The 20383-nt window shown below is 67.0% G+C and carries 17 protein-coding genes; 4 read left to right on the top strand and 13 right to left on the bottom strand.

Annotated features, from left to right (window positions below; all coding sequences use genetic code 11):
* Positions 1 to 4: 4 nt before the first annotated feature.
* Both G539_RS0100550 and lexA read left to right on the top strand, forming a co-directional pair.
* Positions 5 to 709, top strand: a complete 705-nt coding sequence (locus G539_RS0100550; RefSeq protein ID WP_035829770.1) for a cytochrome c3 family protein — start codon at positions 5 to 7, stop codon at positions 707 to 709.
* 140 nt (positions 710 to 849) lie between these two features.
* A complete protein-coding gene (gene lexA, locus G539_RS0100545; RefSeq protein ID WP_029073486.1) occupies positions 850 to 1554 on the top strand; it encodes a transcriptional repressor LexA in 705 nt (234 codons plus the stop codon).
* Between the two features lie 116 nt (positions 1555 to 1670).
* Here lexA and G539_RS23115 read toward each other — a convergent pair whose 3' ends face one another.
* A complete protein-coding gene (locus G539_RS23115) occupies positions 1671 to 4268 on the bottom strand; it encodes a ComEC/Rec2 family competence protein (protein WP_051230941.1) in 2598 nt (865 codons plus the stop codon).
* A 112-nt stretch (positions 4269 to 4380) separates the two neighbouring features.
* Here G539_RS23115 and gltX point away from each other — a divergent pair, with 112 nt between their 5' ends.
* Both gltX and gltA read left to right on the top strand, forming a co-directional pair.
* Entirely contained in the window at positions 4381 to 5802 is a 1422-nt protein-coding gene (gene gltX / locus G539_RS0100535) for a glutamate--tRNA ligase (protein ID WP_029073485.1), read from the top strand.
* A 213-nt stretch (positions 5803 to 6015) separates the two neighbouring features.
* Positions 6016 to 7308, top strand: coding sequence for a citrate synthase (gene gltA, locus G539_RS0100530; RefSeq protein WP_029073484.1), 1293 nt, complete (start codon positions 6016 to 6018; stop codon positions 7306 to 7308).
* Positions 7309 to 7889: 581 nt separating this feature from the next.
* On the opposite strand, the gene lpxB is transcribed toward gltA, so the two are convergent.
* From lpxB to pyrH, 12 genes are all read right to left on the bottom strand, one after another.
* The gene (lpxB, locus tag G539_RS0100525) at positions 7890 to 9065 is read right to left on the bottom strand and encodes a lipid-A-disaccharide synthase (RefSeq protein WP_029073483.1); all 1176 of its coding nucleotides are present in this window, start codon (positions 9063 to 9065) and stop codon (positions 7890 to 7892) included.
* Positions 9062 to 9934: an LpxI family protein gene (locus G539_RS0100520; protein WP_029073482.1), complete on the bottom strand. Its 873-nt coding sequence runs from the start codon at positions 9932 to 9934 to the stop codon at positions 9062 to 9064. The genes lpxB and G539_RS0100520 overlap by 4 nt, the downstream gene beginning before the upstream one ends.
* Positions 9935 to 9944: 10 nt before the next feature.
* The gene (gene lpxA / locus G539_RS0100515) at positions 9945 to 10763 is read right to left on the bottom strand and encodes an acyl-ACP--UDP-N-acetylglucosamine O-acyltransferase (RefSeq protein WP_029073481.1); all 819 of its coding nucleotides are present in this window, start codon (positions 10761 to 10763) and stop codon (positions 9945 to 9947) included.
* Positions 10764 to 10773: 10 nt separating this feature from the next.
* The gene (gene fabZ / locus G539_RS0100510; RefSeq protein WP_029073480.1) at positions 10774 to 11241 is read right to left on the bottom strand and encodes a 3-hydroxyacyl-ACP dehydratase FabZ; all 468 of its coding nucleotides are present in this window, start codon (positions 11239 to 11241) and stop codon (positions 10774 to 10776) included.
* Positions 11242 to 11245: 4 nt separating this feature from the next.
* A complete protein-coding gene (gene lpxD / locus G539_RS0100505; protein WP_029073479.1) occupies positions 11246 to 12310 on the bottom strand; it encodes a UDP-3-O-(3-hydroxymyristoyl)glucosamine N-acyltransferase in 1065 nt (354 codons plus the stop codon).
* A 69-nt stretch (positions 12311 to 12379) separates the two neighbouring features.
* Positions 12380 to 14692: an outer membrane protein assembly factor BamA gene (gene bamA / locus G539_RS0100500; protein ID WP_210162765.1), complete on the bottom strand. Its 2313-nt coding sequence runs from the start codon at positions 14690 to 14692 to the stop codon at positions 12380 to 12382.
* 222 nt (positions 14693 to 14914) lie between these two features.
* Complete coding sequence (gene rseP / locus G539_RS0100495; protein WP_029073477.1) at positions 14915 to 16060, bottom strand: RIP metalloprotease RseP; 1146 nt, start codon at positions 16058 to 16060, stop codon at positions 14915 to 14917.
* Between the two features lie 34 nt (positions 16061 to 16094).
* Positions 16095 to 17324: a 1-deoxy-D-xylulose-5-phosphate reductoisomerase gene (gene dxr / locus G539_RS0100490; RefSeq protein ID WP_051230939.1), complete on the bottom strand. Its 1230-nt coding sequence runs from the start codon at positions 17322 to 17324 to the stop codon at positions 16095 to 16097.
* Positions 17318 to 18181, bottom strand: coding sequence for a phosphatidate cytidylyltransferase (locus tag G539_RS0100485; protein ID WP_245576773.1), 864 nt, complete (start codon positions 18179 to 18181; stop codon positions 17318 to 17320). Before G539_RS0100485 ends, dxr begins: the two co-directional genes overlap by 7 nt.
* Positions 18178 to 18864 carry an isoprenyl transferase gene (locus G539_RS0100480; protein WP_051231087.1) on the bottom strand — a complete coding sequence of 229 codons (687 nt, stop codon included), beginning with the start codon at positions 18862 to 18864 and terminating at the stop codon, positions 18178 to 18180. Before G539_RS0100480 ends, G539_RS0100485 begins: the two co-directional genes overlap by 4 nt.
* A gap of 115 nt (positions 18865 to 18979) precedes the next feature.
* Complete coding sequence (gene frr, locus G539_RS0100475) at positions 18980 to 19525, bottom strand: ribosome recycling factor (protein WP_029073473.1); 546 nt, start codon at positions 19523 to 19525, stop codon at positions 18980 to 18982.
* A gap of 45 nt (positions 19526 to 19570) precedes the next feature.
* The gene (pyrH, locus tag G539_RS0100470; protein WP_029073472.1) at positions 19571 to 20290 is read right to left on the bottom strand and encodes a UMP kinase; all 720 of its coding nucleotides are present in this window, start codon (positions 20288 to 20290) and stop codon (positions 19571 to 19573) included.
* Between the last annotated feature and the right edge of the window lie 93 nt (positions 20291 to 20383).

Genomic DNA, 20383 nt, shown 5'->3' with positions numbered 1-20383 from the left:
GATCATGCGGGCTCTCATCCGCCGCCTGTGGGACCTCGTGGTCTGGTTCTGGCGCATCATCAGCCGGCCGAGCGCATATCTCAGCCTCGGCTTCCTGACGCTCGGCGGCTTCCTCTGCGGCGTCATCTTCTGGGGCGGCTTCAACACGGCGCTCGAGGTCACCAACACCGAGAAGTTCTGCGTCTCCTGCCACGAGATGCGCGACAACGTCTATCAGGAGCTGACCCAGACCATCCATTTCTCCAACCGCTCCGGCGTTCGGGCGAGCTGTCCCGATTGCCACGTGCCGCACAACTGGACCCACAAGATAGCCCGCAAGATGCAGGCGTCGAAGGAGGTCTGGGGCAAGCTTTTCGGCACCATCTCGACGCGCGAGAAGTTCCTCGACCATCGCCTCCAGCTCGCCAAGCACGAATGGGCGCGGCTGAAGGCGAACGACTCGCTCGAATGCCGAAACTGCCATTCCTCGGTGGCAATGGACTTCACCAAGCAGACCCGGCGCGCCGCCGAGATCCACAGCCGCTTCCTCGTCTCGGGCGAGAAAACCTGTATCGACTGCCACAAGGGAATCGCGCATCTGTTGCCGGACATGACCGGCATCGAGCCCGGCTGGAAGACGCCGCCCGAGTTCAACGCCGGCGGCAACGTCTCCTGGCACGCGCCGGAGCGCGCGCTGCAAAGCTACGCCGCCAACATCGAGGCGCGCTGACCGCGCCGGCTCGGAGCGGCGTGGCGCCGCCCGAGCGGGGCCTACCTTGCGGAACACATGGGGAACAGCTATTCTGTTCGTGTTTTGTACCGCGATGATTCGATCGTCGTCCCTTGGTAAGGCCGCAGCGCGAGAACGAGATGCTCACTCGGAAGCAGTATGAACTCCTCATGTTCATCCACGAGCGACTGAAGGAAGCCGGCGTTCCTCCCTCCTTCGACGAAATGAAGGACGCACTCGACCTCCGGTCGAAATCCGGCATCCATCGCCTGATCAAGGCGCTGGAGGAGCGTGGCTTCATCCGTCGCCTGCCCAACCGGGCCCGCGCGCTCGAGGTGGTCCGCCTGCCGGAGGCAATGGCGCCGACGCTGGCGCGGCCGAAGAAGCAGGCCTTCTCGCCCAGCGTCATCGAAGGCAGCCTCGGCAAGATCCGCCCGGTCGAGGAAATGCCCGACCTCGCCGCCCCCGTCGTGGTCCCGGTGATGGGCCGGATCGCCGCCGGCGTGCCGATCTCGGCCATCCAGACGCAGAGCCATTCCATCGCCGTGCCGCCGGAAATGCTGCGCGCGGGCGAGCATTTCGCGCTCGAGGTACGCGGCGACTCGATGATCGAGGCCGGCATTCTCGACGGCGACACTGTGCTGATCAAGAAGAGCGACAATGCCGATTCCGGCGACATCGTGGTGGCGCTGGTCGACGAGGAAGAGGCGACGCTGAAGCGGCTCCGCCGCAAGGGCGCCTCGATCGCGCTCGAGGCCGCCAACCCGGCCTACGAGACGCGCATCTTCGGGCCCGACCGCGTGCGCATTCAGGGCAAGCTGGTCGGCCTGCTGCGGACCTACTGATCGCCGACGCGCCTATAGGGCGTTTTCGAGCGAGATGGATACCGGTTCGCGTGACGAAGACGCGATCCGGCAAGGAGTTCGGGTATTTCGGTGTTTCCATGAAACGCTGAAGTGCCCTAACGCGGCATCCAGGGCCGTCGCACCGGCCGATAGGCCGCGCGGATCTCGAACCGCGCGGCAAGCCGTTCGGTTGCCGAGGCGCCGGGGTCGTTCGGGATGGCCGCCGGCGCGACGAAGACGTCCTCGTCCATCTCGGAACGTTCGATCCCGGCATAGCGCGTTGGTGAGACAGGCTCGTCCGGCGGGTCGGACGTTTGCGGCTCCCTAGACCCCGCGAGTTCCGCCACGGCCAGCTGGGCCGCGTCGGAGGGTGCATCGCCCGCCTCCGGCTGGGCGGAAAAGTCGCCCTCTTCACCCGCCTCCCCGCCCGGGTCCGGCAACGGCAACGCCGCGACCCCGATGTCGGGCGGCGTCTCCGCCGACACGCCCGCGCCGACGTCGCGCGCGGCCGGATCCGCGACGGTCTCGGGCTGATCCTCGTGCGTCGCTGGCGGCACGGCCAGAAGCGCGCCGTCCCGATACGAAAGCGCGATCGAGCCGGATCGGGCCAGGACGGCGCGATCGATGACGATCGCATGCGCGCCGCAGCGCTCGGGCGCGACAAGCGGCGTCACCACCAGCATCGCGCGGCGACAATCCTCTTCGAAGGCGGCGCGATCGAGGGCGAGCGCCACCAAGGGGCCGGTGGGCAGGAGGCCAATGCAGCCCGCCGCATCGCAGCCCTCCTTCCTGACGACGCCGGGACCGGCCGCGTCGCGCGGATCGCCATCGGCGCGCAGCCACAGGCTGGTGGTGAAGCGATCCTGCTTGGCGGCGACGATCTGGTAGCGGCCGTCCGCGCCCCGGAGCGCCAGTTGTCGACCGTCGGCGCTGACGAGAAGGTCCGGCTGCGCCGGCAGGAAGGCCAGCAATCCGCCGGCAGCCATCGGCACGAGCCCGGCGAGCCGCCAGCGTTCGCGCCAGAGCGCCAGCCAGACGAATCCACCGACGAAAAGGAGAAGCGCCGCCGCCCCCGGCATCGCCGCCATGCCGGATTGCGCCGACCAGGCGCTGACGGTCGCGGCGACGGCGAGCATCGCGTCGACGCCCCAGCCGACCGCGACGAGGAGCGGCGCCTCCAGCCCGAACGGCATGGCAAGCACGGCGAGCAGCGCGGCCGGCATGACGAGAAAATCGGTGACCGGCATCGCCGCGACATTGGCGAGGATCGAGAGCGGCGCCATGCGCTGGAAGTGATAGAGCGCGAAGGGCGTGGTGCCGAGCCCGCCGAGCAGCGACGTCGCCGCCATGCCGCCGATGAAGATTCCCGCCCAGCGCGACGCCGCCGCCACGCGACCGCGCCGCAGGGCGACCCTGCCCTCCGGCGAGCGTCGATGCGCCGCGATCCACTCGAAGCCGGCGACGAGCGCCATCGTCGCGGCGAACGACATCTGGAAGCTCGCCGACAGGATGCTCTCCGGCGCGAGCGCCAGGATGACAAGCGCCGCCAGCGCGACATTGCGCATCGAGATCGCCCGCCGGTCGACGAGGATGGCGAGATAGGCGATCGCCATCATGATGAAGGAGCGCTGCGCCGCGACGTCGAGGCCGGAGATCAGCAGATAGAAACCGGTCAGCAGCAGTGCCGCGACCGCCGCCCATTTGCGGATCGGATGGCGGAGCGCGAGCGCCGGCGACAGCGCCAGCCCGGCGCGGACCACCCAGAAGATGAAGCCGGAGACGATCGCCATGTGCAGCCCGGAGACCGAGAGCACATGCGCGAGGCCGGAGTCGCGCAGTTCCTCTTCCGTCGTCTCGGAAAGCCCGCCGGCGTCGCCGATGATCAGCGCCGTGGCGACGTGGCGGGTATCGCCGGAAAGCGTATCGGCGATCCGCGCGCGGATCGCCTCGCGTACGAGCTCCAGCGGCGCCCGCAGCCGGATCGACAGCGGCGCCGGCCCGAGATCGATCCGCGTCGCCGCGCCATAGGCGAAGCCGGTCGCGCCGATGCCGCGATAATAGGAATCGCGCGCGAAATCATAGCCGCCGGGCAGGACCGGGCCGGAGGCCGGGCGGAGCCGCGCCAGCAGCTTGACGCCCTCGCCGACGCGCGGAACGTCCTTGCCCCGGACCGTGACATTGACCCGCTGCGGAACCGTCGTCACCCGCTTGGCCTCGAGGCTCGCGACCCGGATGGTCAGCCGATAGCCGCCGCGGCGTGCCTTGCGCTCCTCGACCCAGCCGGTCAGCGTTCCCGATACCTGGCGCTCCAGCACGCGGGTGGCGAGATAGTCGGTGCGCAGCTTGATCGCCGCCGCGCCGCTCGCCGCCATGGCGAGGATCATCACCAGCCGGACGGCGGCGGTGCGATTGCGGCGCGCCAGGGCGAGCCCCCAGAGCGCCAGGGCAAGCAGGACGAGCGCGGTGACGGAGGGTTCCGAGGGCAGCGCGAAATAGACGAGCGTGCCCGCGCCGAAGGCGACCGGCAGCCACAGGAAGCCTCGCCCGGCCTCGATTTCGCGCTCCAGCCAGGCACCCGCGCCGGTCCGGAAGCGATCAAAACGGGCCGCGGCGCGCCTCGCGACGGAGGCGTCGGGGGCGAGTTCGCGGAAGGCTTGTCCAGCCTCGGGCGGATCGCGGACGCCCCCAATCCCGCGCGGATCGCTTTCGGCCATGGCCCCCGCCTTTCGCCCAAGCACGCCCCTATGCTACATGACCGGCCACAGATCGCCGAGTGGCGAGAATCCGGGGCCGCGTCGCGGCCTCAAGCACATCTGGAACTCCCCCATGTCCAAACCGGTCGTCACCCGTTTCGCTCCCTCGCCCACCGGCTTCCTGCACATCGGCGGCGGGCGCACAGCCCTGTTCAACTGGCTCTATGCGAAGCATACGGGCGGCAAGATGCTGCTGCGGATCGAGGACACCGACCGCGAACGCTCCACCGAGGCGGCGATCGACGCCATCATCGACGGCCTGAAGTGGCTCGGCCTCGACTGGGAGGGCGAGACGGTGTTCCAGTTCGCCCGCGCGCCGCGTCATCGCGAGGTGGTCGAGGAGCTGCTCGCCGCCGGCAAGGCCTATCGCTGCTACTGCACGCCCGCGGAGCTCGACGAGATGCGCGAGAAGGCGCGCGCCGAGGGCCGCGCCCCGCGCTATGACGGCACCTGGCGCGACCGCGACCCGTCCGAGGCGCCGGCCGGCGTCAAGCCCGCCATCCGCATCAAGACGCCGCTCGACGGCGAGACCGTGATCGAGGATCGCGTGCAGGGCCGCGTCGTGATCCCGAACAAGGATCTCGACGACCTCGTGCTGCTGCGCTCCGACGGCAACCCGACCTACATGCTCTCGGTCGTCGTCGACGACCACGACATGGGCGTGACCAATGTCATCCGCGGCGACGACCACCTGACCAATGCCGCCCGGCAGATGATCATCTACCAGGCGATGGGCTGGGAGGTGCCGGTGATGGCGCATATCCCGCTGATCCACGGCTCGGACGGCGCCAAGCTGTCGAAGCGCCACGGCGCCCTCGGCGTCGACGCCTACCGCGCCATGGGCTACCTGCCGGAGGCGATGCGCAACTATCTCGTGCGCCTCGGCTGGGCGCATGGCGACGACGAGATCATGTCGCTCGAGCAGATGATCGAGTGGTTCGACATCGACGATGTCGGCCGCTCGGCCTCGCGCTTCGACTTCGCCAAGCTCGAGAACCTGAACGGTCACTACATGCGGGCCACCGACGACGCGACGCTGATGCAGACCTTCCTCGACACGCTGCCCTACCTGCCGGGCGGCGAGGCGATGTCCGTCGCGCTGACGCCGGAAAAGACGGAGCAGCTGCGTCTCGCCCTCCCCGGTTTGAAGGAGCGCGCCAAGACGCTGGTCGAGCTGAAGGACGGCGCCAATTTCCTCATGGTGCAGCGCCCACTCAGCCTCGACGAAAAGGCGACGACCATCCTCGACGTGCCGGCGCGCAACCTGCTCAAGGACGTGCACGCGGTGCTAGAGGGCGTCGCCGACTGGACCGTCGAATCGACCGAGGCCGCGGTGAAGGCGTTCGCCGAAACGCGCGAGCTGAAGCTCGGCAAGATCGCCCAGCCGCTGCGCGCAGCCCTGACGGGCCGCGCCACTTCCCCCGGAATCTTTGACGTTCTGATCGTGCTCGGCCGCGACGAGAGCCTCGGCCGCATCGCCGACCAGATGATCTGAAACGAGGGCGCGGCGGGCGCTTTCGGGCCTCCGCCGCGCCCTCCGCATACTATCGAAACCTTATAATAGCTGGGTTTCAGAACGCTTGCCGCGATGCAATAAATCGGATACCCAAAGGGCCGTTAATTTCTCCGGCAGCGCGCCCCTCGCCGCATTGGCGACCGACGCGCCAACACCCGCCCGATCCAACAATTCTGCAAGGGGGTAGGTTTCATGAGCGAAACCAAGGCGACACTCACGATCGGTGACGAGAGCTGGGACTTCGGCATCAAGCACGGTACCGTCGGCCCGGACGTCATCGATATCGGCTCGCTTTACGCCAAGACCGGTCGCTTCACCTATGACCCCGGCTTCACGTCCACCGGCGCCTGCGACAGCAAGATCACCTTCATCGACGGCGACAAGGGCGTCCTGCTCTATCGCGGCTATCCCATCGAGCAGCTCGCCGAGAACGGCGACTTCCTCGAGACCTGCTATCTCCTGCTCTACGGCGAGCTTCCGACCGCCGCCCAGAAGGCCGATTTCGATCAGCGCGTGACCTACCACACGATGGTGCACGAGCAGATGTCGCGCTTCTTCACCGGCTTCCGCCGCGACGCGCATCCGATGTCCGTCATGGTCGGCGTGGTCGGCGCGCTCTCGGCCTTCTACCACGACTCGACCGACATCTCGGACCCGCATCAGCGCATGGTGGCGTCGCTCCGCCTGATCGCCAAGATGCCGACGATCGCGGCGATGGCCTACAAGTACCATGTCGGCCAGCCCTTCGTGTATCCGCTGAACTCGCTCGACTACGCCTCGAACTTCCTGCGCATGTGCTTCGCCGTGCCGGCGGAAGAGTACAAGGTGAACCCGATCCTCGCCCGCGCGATGGACCGCATCTTCATCCTACACGCCGACCACGAGCAGAACGCCTCTACCTCGACGGTCCGCCTGGCGGGTTCGTCGGGCGCCAATCCGTTCGCCTGCATCGCGGCCGGCATCGCCTGCCTCTGGGGCCCGGCGCATGGCGGCGCCAACGAGGCGGCGCTCAACATGCTGCAGGAGATCGGCTCCGTCGAGCGCATCCCGGAATACATCGCCCGCGCCAAGGACAAGAACGATCCGTTCCGCCTGATGGGCTTTGGCCACCGCGTCTACAAGAACTACGACCCGCGCGCCAAGATCATGCAGAAGACCTGTCATGAGGTGCTCGGCGAGCTCGGCATCACCGACGACCCGATCCTCGAGGTGGCGCTGGAGCTGGAACGCATCGCGCTGCATGACGAGTATTTCGTCTCGAAGAAGCTCTATCCGAACATCGACTTCTACTCCGGCATCACGCTGAAGGCGCTCGGCTTCCCGACGACCATGTTCACCGTGCTGTTCGCGGTCGCCCGTACCGTCGGCTGGATCGCCCAGTGGAAGGAAATGGTCGAGGATCCGAGCCAGCGCATCGGCCGCCCGCGCCAGCTCTACACCGGCGCGACGGAACGCGACTACATCCCGGTCTCGAAGCGCCACTGAGCCTTCGATCCCAGAAATTGAAAAGGGCGCCCTCGGGCGCCCTTTTTTGTATGGGGGTACGGGCTCAAGACAGGCCGCTCTGCTACCCTTGCCAGACTCCGCCCCAACATCCTGAGGAGGCTTGCAAAGCAAGCCGTCTCGAAGGACGCGGGAACGACATGCCAGCCACGATCAACCCTGCCCACGCTCCGTGCGTCCTTCGAGACGGCCCTGCGGGCCTCCTCAGTGTCTGGCCCGTAATCGGACAAGGCCCGCCACGCCGCCTTCCCTTCACCTCTCCCTGAGGGAGAGGTCGGAGCGAAGCTCCGGGTGAGGGTTTAGGAAACCATCCGGTGAGGCCGTAAACCCTCACCCGCCGGCCTTCGGCCGTCGACCTCTCCCTCAGGGAGAGGTGAAAGTAGAGTGTCCCCTGCATTTCGGGCCAGACACTCAGGATGACGGGCAACGAGACCTGCGGGTCGAAGAATGGAAGACGCGGCTCCCTGAGCCGCTCGCGCGCCGCCTTACCACTTCCTGAGAGAGTGGCGAGATGGGAGTCCGTCGAGATAAGAGTCGAGTGAAAGGCCGCTCAGCCGTCGGCCCTATCCGCGCGCAGCCAGCACGGCGAGCACAGCCGCCGCGGCGCGTTCGGAGGGCGGCACGCCGCCGGTGCTCATCAGCGCGTCGAGCCGCGCGAAACCCTCGAGCTGCGCCTGCCTCGCCGGACCGTCGGCGATCAGCGGCGCCAGTGCGTCGACGAGCTTGTCCGGCGTGCAGTCGTGCTGGATCAGCTCCGGCACGAAGGGCCCGTCGAGAATGATGTTCGGAAGTGTCGCGAAGCGGCCGACGATGAAGCGTTTGGCAAGCTGCGCCTCCCAATCGGAGACCCGGTAACCGGCGACGAGCGGCACGCCGGCGAGCGCGAGCTCCAGCGTCACCGTGCCGGAAGCGGCGAACGCCACCCGCGCCCGGCGGAAGGCGGCGAGCTTGGCTTCCTCTCCGGTGACGATCGCGGGCTGGACTGGCCAGCCGCGCGTCGCCTCCCGCACCATGGTCTCGAGGCGCGGCAGGGTCGGGAGCACCAGGTCGAATTCCTGTCCGCGGGCCTTGAGCAGCCCGAGCGCCGCGCCGAACGAGGCGGACAAGCGCGAGAGCTCCATGCGCCGGCTGCCGGGCAGGACGAGAATGGTCGGCCGCGCGCCGTTGCGGACGGCGAGATCGTCGGCGGTCGGCTGCAGCTCCGGAATCTCGCTCAAGAGCGGATGGCCGACATAGGTCGTTGCCGGGCCGCCGAGGCGACGCATCACCTCGGGTTCGAAGGGCAGCAGCGCCAGCACGTGGTCGATCGTGCCATACATCTTGCGCGCCCTGCCCGGTCGCCAGGCCCAGACCGTCGGCGCGACATATTTCACGATCGGCAGATGCGGCAGACGCTTGCGAACGCGGCCGGCGACGCGGCGGTTGAAGTCCTGCGCATCGACGAGGACCAGGACATCCGGCGGATTGGCGACGATCGCCTCGACCGTCTGCTTCATCCGCTTCAGGATCGTCGGCAGCTTTGCGATGACGGCCGCGAACCCCATCGCGGTCAGGTCGTCCATCGGATAGAGGCTCCTGAGCCCCTCCCCGATCATGCGATGGCCGCCGACGCCGCGAAACGCCAACGGACCGTTCCAGCGACCATCCAGCGCCCGCATCAGCCCTGCGCCGAGAATGTCGCCGGACTCCTCGCCGGCAATGACGAATACGTCGAGCGGACGCGCGGCCGGCAGATTCATCGATCGAGCCCGATCACGAACAGGCCCTTCTCGTCGGCGATGCGCACGATGTCCTCGATATTGGCGGCGATGACGCCGCCCGCCTCGACCGCGACGCCGGCCAGACCGGCCTCGGCGGCGAGTTCGATGGTGCGCGGGCCGATCGACGGCAGGTCGAGACGGCGGTTCTGGCCCGGTTTCGGCGCCTTGACGAGAAGGCCCGCCTTGTCCCGGAGCTTGATGCGGCCGTTGGCGCGCAACACGCGACACCGTTCCAGCATCAGGTCCGTCCCCTCGGCCGCCTCGACGGCGAGCACATGCCGCCCACCGACAACGACGCCCTGGCCGATGTCGTATTTGCCAAGGGCACGGATGACCTCAAGCCCGAAATGCGCATCGTCCAGATCCTTCGCACTCGGCTGGTGCGCGCCGAGCGTACCGCGTGGGACCAGGATATCGGGCGCGATCTCATGCGCGCCGACCAACTCGAAGCCATGTTCCTCGAAGATTCGGCCGACCGAGGTCAGGAGATGATCGTCGCCGCCCCGGAACATGCCGAGCACCCGCGGAAGCAGCTTGAGCGAACCCCAGTCGACCCGAAGCTTTGCGATGCTGGGACGGAGCACGGTGCCGACGAACACCACCTGACGGCAATTGTTGCGACGGAGCACGGCGGAAAGCTTGCCGAAGGCGCCGATATGGATCCACTCATGCGGATAGCGCTCGACAGCGGCGGCTTCCGCGAAACCATAGATCGGAAGCAGGAAGACCTTGCGGCCGGCCTTCAGGGCAGCCTCGGCGACGACGAGCGGAAAGGCCCCGCCGCCGCAGATGATGCCGAGCGTCCCGGGATCCGGCGCGCTCGGCGAAGGGACCGCCGCTTCCGTCACGGCCGCGTTCTCACGCGTCCGCGTCGTGATGCTCGGTCGCCGCGCTGCGCGGCACCGTCAGGCGGCGCTTGCCGCGCTGGTGGATGAAATCCACCACATGCATGACGTTGGCATCGTCCTTGTAGCGTTCCGCAACCGTCTCAATGCGCTCGGCCAGCTGGCCGGGACCGAAGAACAGGTCGCGATAGGCGGCGCGCAGGCGCTGGATCTGCGGCCGGTCGAAGCCGCGACGCTTCAGGCCGATGATGTTGAGGCCGCCGAGACCTTCCGCGCCCTCGCGCACCGCGCCGAACGGGATGACGTCGTGCCAGATCGGGCAGAGACCACCGATGATCGCCTGGTCGCCGACGCGCACGAACTGGTGCAGCGCGCAGAGGCCGCCCAGGAACACGTTGTTGCCGATCTGGACGTGGCCGCCCAGCGTCGCGCAATTCGCCATGATGACGTCATTGCCAAGCAGGCAGTCATGCGCGATGTGCACGCCCGTCATCAGGAAGCAGCGATCGCCGATCTTGGTCTCGCGCCGATCGCCGACCGAGCCGATGCTGATCGTCACGTTCTCGCGGATGACGCAGTTCTCGCCGATCGTCACCAAACCCGGCTCGCCCTTGTAGTGGACGGACTGCGGGTTGCCACCGATCGAGGCGAAGGGATGGATCGTCGTGCCCGCGCCGATCGTCGTCTGGGCAGCGATCGAGACGTGGTTGTGAACCACCACGCCGTCGCCGAGAACCACATCGCGGCCGATCAGCGAAAAGGCGCCGACACGGACGTCGGCGCCCAGGCGGGCGCCGTCCTCGATGACGGCTGTGGGATGGATGTTGCTCATGAAGCTCCGTTCACTGATCGATCAGCATGGCGCTGATCTCAGCCTCTGCGACCTTGACCCCCGCGACGATGCCCTCGCACTGGAACTTCCAGACGACGCCGCGCGAGCGGGACTTGCGCACGTGATATTCGAGCACGTCGCCCGGCACCACCGGCTTGCGGAACTTGGCGCCGTCGATCGTCATCAGGTAGACGACGCGCGGCGCGCCATCCTTGGCGGCGTTGCGAATGCAGATCGCACCGGCCGTCTGCGCCATGCCCTCGAGGATCAGCACGCCCGGCATCACCGGGTGGCCGGGGAAATGACCCTGAAAATGCGGCTCATTGAAGGAGACGTTCTTCAGTCCCTTCGCGCTCTCGTCCCGATCGATATCGACGATGCGGTCGACCATCAGGAACGGATAGCGGTGCGGCAGAAGCTCGAGGATCTTCTGGATGTCGGCCGAGCCAAGCTCATTCGTTTCTTCGGTGACGGTCATGGGCTCAATCCCCCTGAGTATCCTTGTGTCCTGTCTTGGCCTCGCGCTGGGCCAGCCGCCTCAGCGCGACCTCCTCGCGGAACCATTCCTTGATGTTGCGGGCCGGCGCGCCGCCATAGCGGCCGCCGGGCGCGAGATCGTCCTTGACGCTCGACGTCGCCGCGACCTGGGCGCCGGAGCCGATGGTGACGTGGCCGTTGACGCCGACCTGGCCGCCGAGGACGACGAAATCGCCGAGCGTCGCGCTGCCAGCGAGCGCGACCATCGAGACGATGACGCAATGCCGGCCAATGACGACGTTGTGGCCGACCTGCACCTGGTTATCGATCTTGGTGCCCTCGCCGATCACCGTGTCGCGGTTGGCGCCGCGGTCGATCGTCGTGTTGGCGCCGATCTCGACATCATCCTGAATGACGACGCGGCCGATCTGCGGCACCTTGGAATGCCCCTTGCCGCTCATCAGGTAGCCAAAGCCATCCTGGCCGACGCGGACGCCGGGGTGCAGGATAACCCTGTTTCCGATCAAGGCGTTGGCGACGGTTGCTCCAGCGGAGATCGAACAATCGCGACCGATCCGGACGTTCGCGCCGATAACGGCCGTCGGGCCGATCACGGTGCCGCTGCCGATCTCGGCGCCAGCGCCGATGACGGCACCCGGTTCGACGGTGACACCGGCCTCGAGCCGCGCGCTCGCATGGACATGCGCGCCCGCGGCGATCCCGGAGCCATGCACGAGCGCCGGTCGGAGCGAGGTCGGATAGAGCTTCACCTGAACGGCGACATAGGCCTCGTAGGGCTTCGCCGTCTCCAGCGCGGCGACGCCGGCAGGAACCGACGCGACCTGCTTGGGCGAGCAGAAACACGCCGCCGCCTGCGTATCGGCGAGCAACGGCAGATAGCGCGGATTGTCGATGAAGGTCAGATCCGAGGAGCGGGCCTGGTCGAGCGGCGCGACGCCGGTGACGATCCGGGAGCCTTCGATGCCGTTGGCGATCCGCGCCCCGGTCAGGGCGACGATGTCGTCGAGCGAGATCGGCCCGGACGGCGCGAAGAAGACGGGATCAGCCATGCCGTGAGGTCCACAAACAGAAAAGGCCGCCGGCTCACCCGGCGGCCTTGCAACTCTCTATAGAGGCTATCAGAACTGCGTGCCAGCGCTGAAGCGGAACACCTGCGTCTTGTCCCAATCCGCCTTGGTGAGCGCCTCGGCGAAATCGGCACGGAGCAGACCGAACGGCGAGTTCCAGATGATCGACGCACCGACCGACGAGCGGACCATCGAGCTGTCGTCGATAGTGTAGCCCGTGACGTTGTCCACGTCGTTGCCCCAGAGCGAACCGGCATCGGCGAAGACCGCGCCACGCAGGCCGAACTCTTCCGGGAACAGCGGCAGCGGGAACTGCGCCTCCGCCGTGACGTTCCAGTAATTCTTGCCGCCGATGGCGTAGTCGTCCTTATTGCCGACAACGCGACCGCCGTAGCCGTAGGACTCGAAGCCGCGGATCGTTTCGCCACCACGGAAGAAGTTGTCGAGAACCGCGACATCCTTGCCGAGACCGGTGACATTGCCGGCACCGCCCTTGACGAAGCCGACGATGTTCGAATCCGGCCACAGTTCCTTGTAGTAGCGCGCATCGACGATCGAGCGCATGAACTGGCCGTCGCCGCCGACACCCGCGAAGTCCTGGGCGAAGCGGAAGAACACGCCATCGCGGGGATCGTTGAGGTTGTCGATCGTCGAGTAGGTCAGCTGATAGCCGACCGACGAGTTGACCCACGTGCCGAGCGGATAAAGCTCCTCCAGCAGCGTCAGATCGTTCGGACTACCGGTGATGTACTGGTCGCCATACGACTTCACGTCACGCTGCACCAGCTTGTAGTTCAGCTGGACGTTGAAGTCGTCGGTGATGGGCAGGCCGAGGCGAATGGTGCCGCCATAGGTATCCATGTTGTAGGCGCGGAAGTCGGATTCCTTCGCCTGGTTGTAGAAGGCGTCGAAACCGAGCGACATGCGCCGGCCGAGGAAATACGGCTCGGTGAACGAGACGTTCGCCGTGCGATCATCCACGCCGCCGCCGACCGCGATCTTCAGGTACTGGCCACGGCCGAGGAAGTTCTTCTCGGTCATCGACACCTGGGCGATGAAGCCGCCGCCCTGGTCGGTGGTGTAGCCGCCGCCGATCTGGAACGAGCCGGTCGACTGGTCCTCGACATTGACGTCGATCACGACCTTGTCGGGCGCGCTGCCCGGCTGGGTCGTCACCGAGACCGTCTTGAAGTAGCCGAGATTGCGCAGGCGGCGCTCGGCCTTGTCGACGATGACGCGGTTGAACGCATCGCCCTCGGACAGGTCAAACTCGCGTCGGATGACGTAGTCACGCGTGCGGGTGTTGCCGCGCACGTTGATGCGCTCGACATAGAGACGCGGACCTTCGTCGACCAGGTAGGTAACGTCGATCGTGTGATTCTCGTAATTGCGGTCGCCACGCGGACGCACCTGCGCGAAGGAATAGCCCTTGCGCGCGACGGCCGTGCTGAGGTCCTCGGTGGTGCGCTCGATCGCGGTCGCGTTGAACACGCGGCCCTCGCGGGTACGGACCAGGCCGCGCAGGTTGGCGGCATCGACCTCGGGGATCGACGAGTCGACATTGACCGTGCCGAAGCGGTAGCGCGGACCCTCGTCCACGGTGATGACGAGGTTGTAGCGATTCTTCGCCTCGTCGAAATTGGCCTCGGCCGAGACGATGCGGAAATCGGCGAAGCCGTTGCGCATGTAGAGGCGGCGGATCAGCTCCTGGTCAGCCTCGAAGCGCGCCTCGTCGAACATGTCGCGCTTGGACAGCCAGCTGGTGATGTTCGTGCGCTTCGTCGTCATGACGTCGCGCAGGCGACCGCTGGAGAAGTGCTTGTTGCCGACGAAGTTGATGCTGGCGATGCCGGTGCGCGTGCCTTCGTCGACCTTGAAGGTGACGTCGATGCGGCCACTCTCGCGCGGCGTCGTGACGACCGAAACACCCGCCTCGGAACGGCCGTTGCGGCGATAGGCTTCCTTGATCCGCTCGACGTCGCCGTCCAGCTTCTCCTGGGTCAGCACGCCGCGAGACTTGGTCTCCAGCAGCGGCTGCAGCATGTCCTTCTTGAGCTTCTTGTTGCCCTCGAAACGGACATTGCCGACGACGTTGTTTTCCTTGACGCTGACGACCAGCGAATTGCCCTGGCGCGAGATCTTCACGTCCGAGAACAGGCCCGTCGCGTAGAGCGCCTTGACCGATTCGTTGATCTCGGCGGGGCCGAAGTTGCGGCCGGGCTCGATCGACAGATAGTTGCGGACGGTCTCGGGATCGACGCGGGTATTGCCCTGCACGACGATGTTACGCACGACCTCGGCATGGGCCGACGTCGCCCCAATGACGGACATCTGCGCGGCAATCGCCGGCACGGCCACAGTCATGACCGCGGCACGAGCGGCACCCCGCGTGAAAGTCTTGATGGAATTCATTGGGTTCAAACGCCCTGTTCTCTTCTGACTTCCCAGTCCGAACCCCCCGTAACAGGATTCGCAAACCGGACCGATCGACTGCAGCTTTGTGGCACGCGCCTGCCCCATTCGCAAGCCAAGCACCAGTCTGCCACAAAGGAATTTAACCGTCCGTTGCCAAGCGGCCACGCTTGGTCACAAAGAACTCAAGTGGATGATATCGTTCCATGTTGTGAAAAGCATCAGCATCAGGACCGCGGCCAGGCCGATGCGGAATCCGATGTCCTGGGCCCGCGGGCTGAGCGGCTTTCCGCGCACGATCTCGAACAGATAGAAGAGCAGGTGGCCGCCATCGAGCATCGGCACCGGAAAGAGATTGAGCAGGCCGATCGAGACCGAAAGGATCGCCGCCAGATTGATCAGGGCGACCACACCCAGCGTTGCAACCTGCCCCGACACCTGCGCGACGCGAATCGGTCCGCCGAGCTCCTCGGTCGACTCGCGGCCCGTGAAGATGCCGCCGATATAGTCGAAGGTGCGGTCGATGATGAACCACGTCTCCTGCGCGCCGAGCACGATCGCCTGGGGCAGCGAATAGCGCTCGCGCTTCACGTCGGCGGCCGAGGCGCTGCGCGACAGGCCGAGCTGACCGATCTTATGCACGTTGCCGAAGCGGTCGGTGATCTCGCGACGCTGCGGCGTCGCCTCGAGCGTCACCTCGCCGCCGTCGCGCTCGACGACGATGGTGAGCTTCTCGTCGGCGCTGGCGCTGACGATCCGCTGCAGGTCGTTGAAAGAGGCGATCGGCGAGCCATCGATGGAGAGAACGAGGTCGCCGACCTTGAAGCCGGCCGTCTCGGCGGCGCCGCCCGCGACGACCTGGTCGACGCGCGCCGTGGTCGTCTCGCGGCCATAGACCGTGAAGATGCCGGCGAAGATGGCGATGGCGAGGATGAAGTTGGCGATCGGGCCGGCGGCGACGATCGCGGCGCGCTGCCAGACATTCTTGGCGAAGAAGGTGTCCTTGCGGTCCTCCTCCGACATGTCGGCGATCGCGTCGCGGCTCGGCGTGCTGGCGGCGTCCTCGTCGCCGAGGAACTTCACATAGCCACCGAGCGGAATGGCCGAGATCTTCCAGCGCGTGCCGCGGCGGTCATTGAAGCCGATCAGCTCCGGCCCGAAGCCGATCGAGAACGCCTTGACGCGAACCCCACACCAGCGGGCGACGAGGAAGTGCCCGAGCTCGTGGAAGAAGACGACGATCGTCAGCACGAACAGGAAGGGGATCAGGTAGCCGAGCGCGCCCGTGCCGAACTGTCCCAGGGGAGCCAGAAAGTCCATTCCTCAGTACCCTTCCGCCTCCGCGTGCACGCCGTCACCCGGCGCGTCGACCGCGGAATTCGATCATTTCAGCGGCCATTCGCCGTCCTTCGGCGTCCAGCGCCAGGACGGTGTCGACCGCGTTGAACTCCGTGCCGCCGACCGTCTTGCCCGCCTGCTCCAGCACGGCCTCGACGGTCGCGGCGATATCGAGAAACTCGATTCTGCCCGCCAGGAACGCCTCGACCGCCACCTCATTGGCCGCATTCAGGATATTGGTTGCCCAATCCCCGATTTCGAGGGCCTGCCGCGCCAGCGACAACGCTGGGAAACGATGCAAATCCGGCTTTTCAAAGGTGAGCGTCCCGAGCTCGGCGAGATCCAGGCGCGGCGTTGCCGTGGCGACACGGTTCGGCCATCCGAGGCAGTGCGAAATCGGGATGCGCATATCCGCCGCCCCGAGCTGCGCCACCATGGACCCGTCCGCATAGGTGACGAAGCCGTGCACCACGGACTGCGGATGCACCAGCACGTCGAGCCGTTCCGATTCGATGCCGAACAGGTGATGCGCCTCGATCAGTTCGAGGCCCTTGTTCATCATCGTCGCCGAATCGATCGAGATCTTCGGCCCCATCGACCACCGCGGGTGCTTCAGCGCCTGCGCCGGCGTCACCCGCCGCATCTCGTCCAGCGAGAAGGTGCGGAACGGGCCGCCGGACGCCGTGACGGTGATCCGTTCGACGGCGGCGACATTCGCGGCGTCGAGCGACTGGAAGATCGCATTGTGCTCGGAATCGACCGGCAGGATCCGGACCCTGGCCGCCGCCGCGCGCCGGTTGAACAGCGCGCCGGCGCAGACGAGGCATTCCTTGTTGGCGAGCGCGATGTCGGCGCCGGCGTCGATCGCCGCCAGCGTCGGCTCGAGGCCGGCGGCGCCGACGATCGCCGCCATGACGAGATCGACCGGCCGCGACGCCGCCTCGACGATCGCAGCCGGCCCCGCCGCGACGGCAATGCCGGTTCCCGCCAAGCGGTCGCGCAAGCTCTCGTAGGCGGCAGGATCCCCGATCACCGCCAGTCGCGCGCCGAGCTGAGCCGCCAGCTCCGCGAGTTCCTCGACCCGGCTCTGCGCCGTCACCACCTCGACGGCGAAGGAATCGCGATGCTGCAGGATGACGTCGGCGGTGCTCCGGCCGATCGACCCCGTGGCGCCGAACAGCGAAATCGTGCGAACGGCCTTGGAGCCACTCGGCCGCCCATCGACGATGGCGGGGCTTCTCACCATGCCAGCATCCCCTGCCCGACCCGCTCCGCGCCGAGATGGGCCCAGCCGATCAGCGCAGCCGCCGCGGCCGCGAAGATCAGCCCGTCGACGCGATCCATCATGCCGCCATGGCCCGGAATGATCCCGCTCGAATCCTTCTTGTCGAAATGGCGCTTGACGGCGGATTCAAAGAGATCCCCCGCCTGCGACGCGATCGACAGGAAGGCCAGGCAGAAGATCAACAGCGGGCCGACGCGAAGGCCGAAGGCGGCCGCCGTCAGCGCGGCGAGGATCACGCCGCCGGCAAGGCCGCCGAGCGAGCCGGACCAGGTCTTCTTGGGCGACACGCGCGGCCAGAGCTTGGGACCGCCGATGGAGCGGCCGGCGAAATAGGCGAAGCTGTCGGTGGCCCAGACCAGCACCAGCAACACCGTGACCGAGGCCAGGCCGAAATCCGCATCCGCCCGGAGCGCGGCCAGCGCGATGCCGAGCAGGCCCGCATAGAGGACGCCAGCGGCGAGCCAGGCCGAGCGCGACAGCAGCGCGACGCCGACCATGCCGGCGACAAGCACGGCGAGCCCCGTTCCGAGCCCCTGCGTGCCAGCGACCAGCGTGGCGAGCGCCACGAAGGCGGTGCCGATGGAAACGTCGGGCGTGGTCGGCAGGAGCTTCGCGGAATGGCCGGTCACGCTAGCCCATTCGGCAAACACGATCGCCGACACCAGGGCGGCGAGAAGGAAGGCGGGAAGCCCGCCCCACCAGGCAATGAACAGCGCGACGGGAATAAGAACCGCCGCCGACAGCACACGCAGCCGAAGCTCGCTTCGCCCCGCCGGCCCGCCCTTGGCGGGCGGACCCGCGTGATGATCGGAAATCAACCGCTCCTCCGGGCGGCAACTCCGCCAAAGCGCCGCACGCGGCGCGCATATTCCTCGACGGCCTGGAGATAGGCCGCACGATCGAAATCGGGCCAGAACGCCGGCACGAACACCAGCTCCGCATAGGCCGCCTGCCAGAGCAGGAAGTTCGACAGCCGCATCTCGCCGCTGGTGCGGATGATCAGGTCGGGATCGGGCATGCCGGCCGTATCGAGACGGGACTGGATCGCGGCCTCGTCGATCGCGTCCGGCGACAGGCGGCCGGCGGCGACATCCTCGCCGATCCGGCGCACGGCGCGGGTGATCTCGTCGCGGGCGCCATAGTTGAAGGCGATGACGAGCCGCAGCCCCTTGTTGTCGCGCGTCAGCGTCTCGGCCTTGTCGAGCAACGACCGGATATCCGACGTCAGCCGAACGCGATCGCCGATCACGGTGACGCGCACGCCATTGCGATGCAGCTCGGCCAGGTCGCGCTGGATGAACAGACGCAGCAGGCCGAACAGGAACTGCACCTCGAGCGGCGGCCGCGACCAGTTTTCCGACGAGAAGCTGAACAGGGTCAGGTAGGAGACGCCGAGCTCGCGCGACGTTTCGACCGCCGTGCGGACGGCCTCCATGCCACGGCGATGCCCCTCGGTGCGGGACAGGCCGCGCCCCAGGGCCCAGCGTCCGTTGCCATCCATGATGATGGCGACGTGGCGCGGCACATTCGGCGGCGCCACGGCGAGCTCCGTGGGATTCGCCAGAATCTCGGCGCCCGAATCGTCGGCATTCGAGTTCATGGCGTGTCCTGCCCGATCAGATCTGGACGATCTCCGCTTCCTTCGCCGCAAGGATCGCGTCGATCTCGGCAATGGTGTCGTCGGTGAGCTTCTGGACCTTCTCGGAGAGACGGCGGCTCTCGTCCTCGCTCATGCCGTCCTTCTCGCTCTTCTTCAGGCCGTCGATGCCGTCGCGACGGACGTGACGGACGGAGACGCGCGCGGCCTCGGCATACTTGTGCGCGACCTTGACGAATTCCTGGCGGCGCTCGGCGTTCAGCTCCGGGATCGGAATGCGGAACACCTGGCCCTCGACCACCGGGTTCAGGCCGAGGCTCGATTCCCGGATCGCCTTCTCGACGGCGCTCGCCGTGGCGCGGTCCCAGACCTGCACCATGATCAGGCGCGGCTCGGGAACGCTGATCGTCGCCAGCTGCGTGATCGGCATGTTCGAGCCGTAGGCGTTGACGACGATCGGGTCCAGCATGCTGGACGAGGCGCGGCCGGTCCGCAGTCCGGCGAGCTCGGTCTTCAGGACCGAGACAGCGCCATCCATGCGGCGTTTCAGGTCGTCGAAGTTCATGGCATCCTCATATCTTGGCGCGCCGACGATACTGCGGCAGCGAAATCAGTCGGCGACGATGGTCGCGCGGCCCTTGCCGCGCAGGATGTCGACGAAGGCGTTCGGTTCCTGGATCGAAAATACGACGAGCGGAATGCCGTTGTCACGAGCCAGAGCGACGGCGGCCGTGTCCATGACCTGGAGGCCGCGCGCCAGCACCTCGCTGTGCGAGATCTTCTCGAAGCGGACGGCGTTCGGATCGCGGCGCGGGTCGGCTGAATAGATGCCGTCGACATTGGTGCCCTTGAACAGCGCCTCGCAGCCCATCTCGGCTGCGCGCAGCGCCGCGCCCGAATCCGTCGTGAAGAACGGGTTGCCGGTGCCGCCGGCGAACAGCACGACCTTGGAGCGCTTCAGCGCCCGCTCGGCGCGCTGCTGGCTGAAGGTCTCGCAGATGGTCGGCATCGGCACGGCGGAGAAGACGCGCGACGAGACGCCCCGGCGCTCCAGCGCCTCATGCATGCCGATCGCGTTCATGACGGTCGCCAGCATGCCCATATGGTCGCCCGCGACGCGGTTGCCGCCGGCCTTGGCGATCGTCATGCCGCGGAAGATGTTGCCACCGCCGACGACGAGGCCGACTTCGACGCCCAGCTCGACGGCCTGCCCGACTTCGCCCGCGATCCGGTCGATGACCTTCTCATCGATGCCGAAAGGCTGATCACCCAGAAGCGCTTCGCCGGAAACCTTGAGGAGCACACGTCGAAAACGGACCGATTCCGCCATACCAGCTTCCTCTTCTTTTTATGAAATGCGCCTCCGGATACACGAAGGGCGCCGGATTGTCATCCGGCGCCCCCTCGTTTTTCACGGAGGAAC

Origin of the sequence: Kaistia adipata DSM 17808, from assembly GCF_000423225.1 — a bacterium.
Taxonomy (GTDB): domain Bacteria; phylum Pseudomonadota; class Alphaproteobacteria; order Rhizobiales; family Kaistiaceae; genus Kaistia; species Kaistia adipata.
This window is presented reverse-complemented; position numbering and strand designations above follow the sequence as displayed.

Bases quoted from the DNA above. Each gene is read 5' to 3' on its own strand.
- G539_RS0100550 (WP_035829770.1), top strand. From the start codon at position 5: ATGCGGGCTCTCATCCGCCGCCTGTGGGACCTCGTGGTCTGGTTCTGG.
- lexA (WP_029073486.1), top strand. From the start codon at position 850: ATGCTCACTCGGAAGCAGTATGAACTCCTCATGTTCATCCACGAGCGA.
- G539_RS23115 (WP_051230941.1), bottom strand. From the start codon at position 4,268: ATGGCCGAAAGCGATCCGCGCGGGATTGGGGGCGTCCGCGATCCGCCC.
- gltX (WP_029073485.1), top strand. From the start codon at position 4,381: ATGTCCAAACCGGTCGTCACCCGTTTCGCTCCCTCGCCCACCGGCTTC.
- gltA (WP_029073484.1), top strand. From the start codon at position 6,016: ATGAGCGAAACCAAGGCGACACTCACGATCGGTGACGAGAGCTGGGAC.
- lpxB (WP_029073483.1), bottom strand. From the start codon at position 9,065: ATGAATCTGCCGGCCGCGCGTCCGCTCGACGTATTCGTCATTGCCGGC.
- lpxA (WP_029073481.1), bottom strand. From the start codon at position 10,763: ATGAGCAACATCCATCCCACAGCCGTCATCGAGGACGGCGCCCGCCTG.
- fabZ (WP_029073480.1), bottom strand. From the start codon at position 11,241: ATGACCGTCACCGAAGAAACGAATGAGCTTGGCTCGGCCGACATCCAG.
- lpxD (WP_029073479.1), bottom strand. From the start codon at position 12,310: ATGGCTGATCCCGTCTTCTTCGCGCCGTCCGGGCCGATCTCGCTCGAC.
- bamA (WP_210162765.1), bottom strand. From the start codon at position 14,692: ATGACTGTGGCCGTGCCGGCGATTGCCGCGCAGATGTCCGTCATTGGG.
- rseP (WP_029073477.1), bottom strand. From the start codon at position 16,060: ATGGACTTTCTGGCTCCCCTGGGACAGTTCGGCACGGGCGCGCTCGGC.
- dxr (WP_051230939.1), bottom strand. From the start codon at position 17,324: ATGGTGAGAAGCCCCGCCATCGTCGATGGGCGGCCGAGTGGCTCCAAG.
- G539_RS0100480 (WP_051231087.1), bottom strand. From the start codon at position 18,864: ATGGATGGCAACGGACGCTGGGCCCTGGGGCGCGGCCTGTCCCGCACC.
- frr (WP_029073473.1), bottom strand. From the start codon at position 19,525: ATGAACTTCGACGACCTGAAACGCCGCATGGATGGCGCTGTCTCGGTC.
- pyrH (WP_029073472.1), bottom strand. From the start codon at position 20,290: ATGGCGGAATCGGTCCGTTTTCGACGTGTGCTCCTCAAGGTTTCCGGC.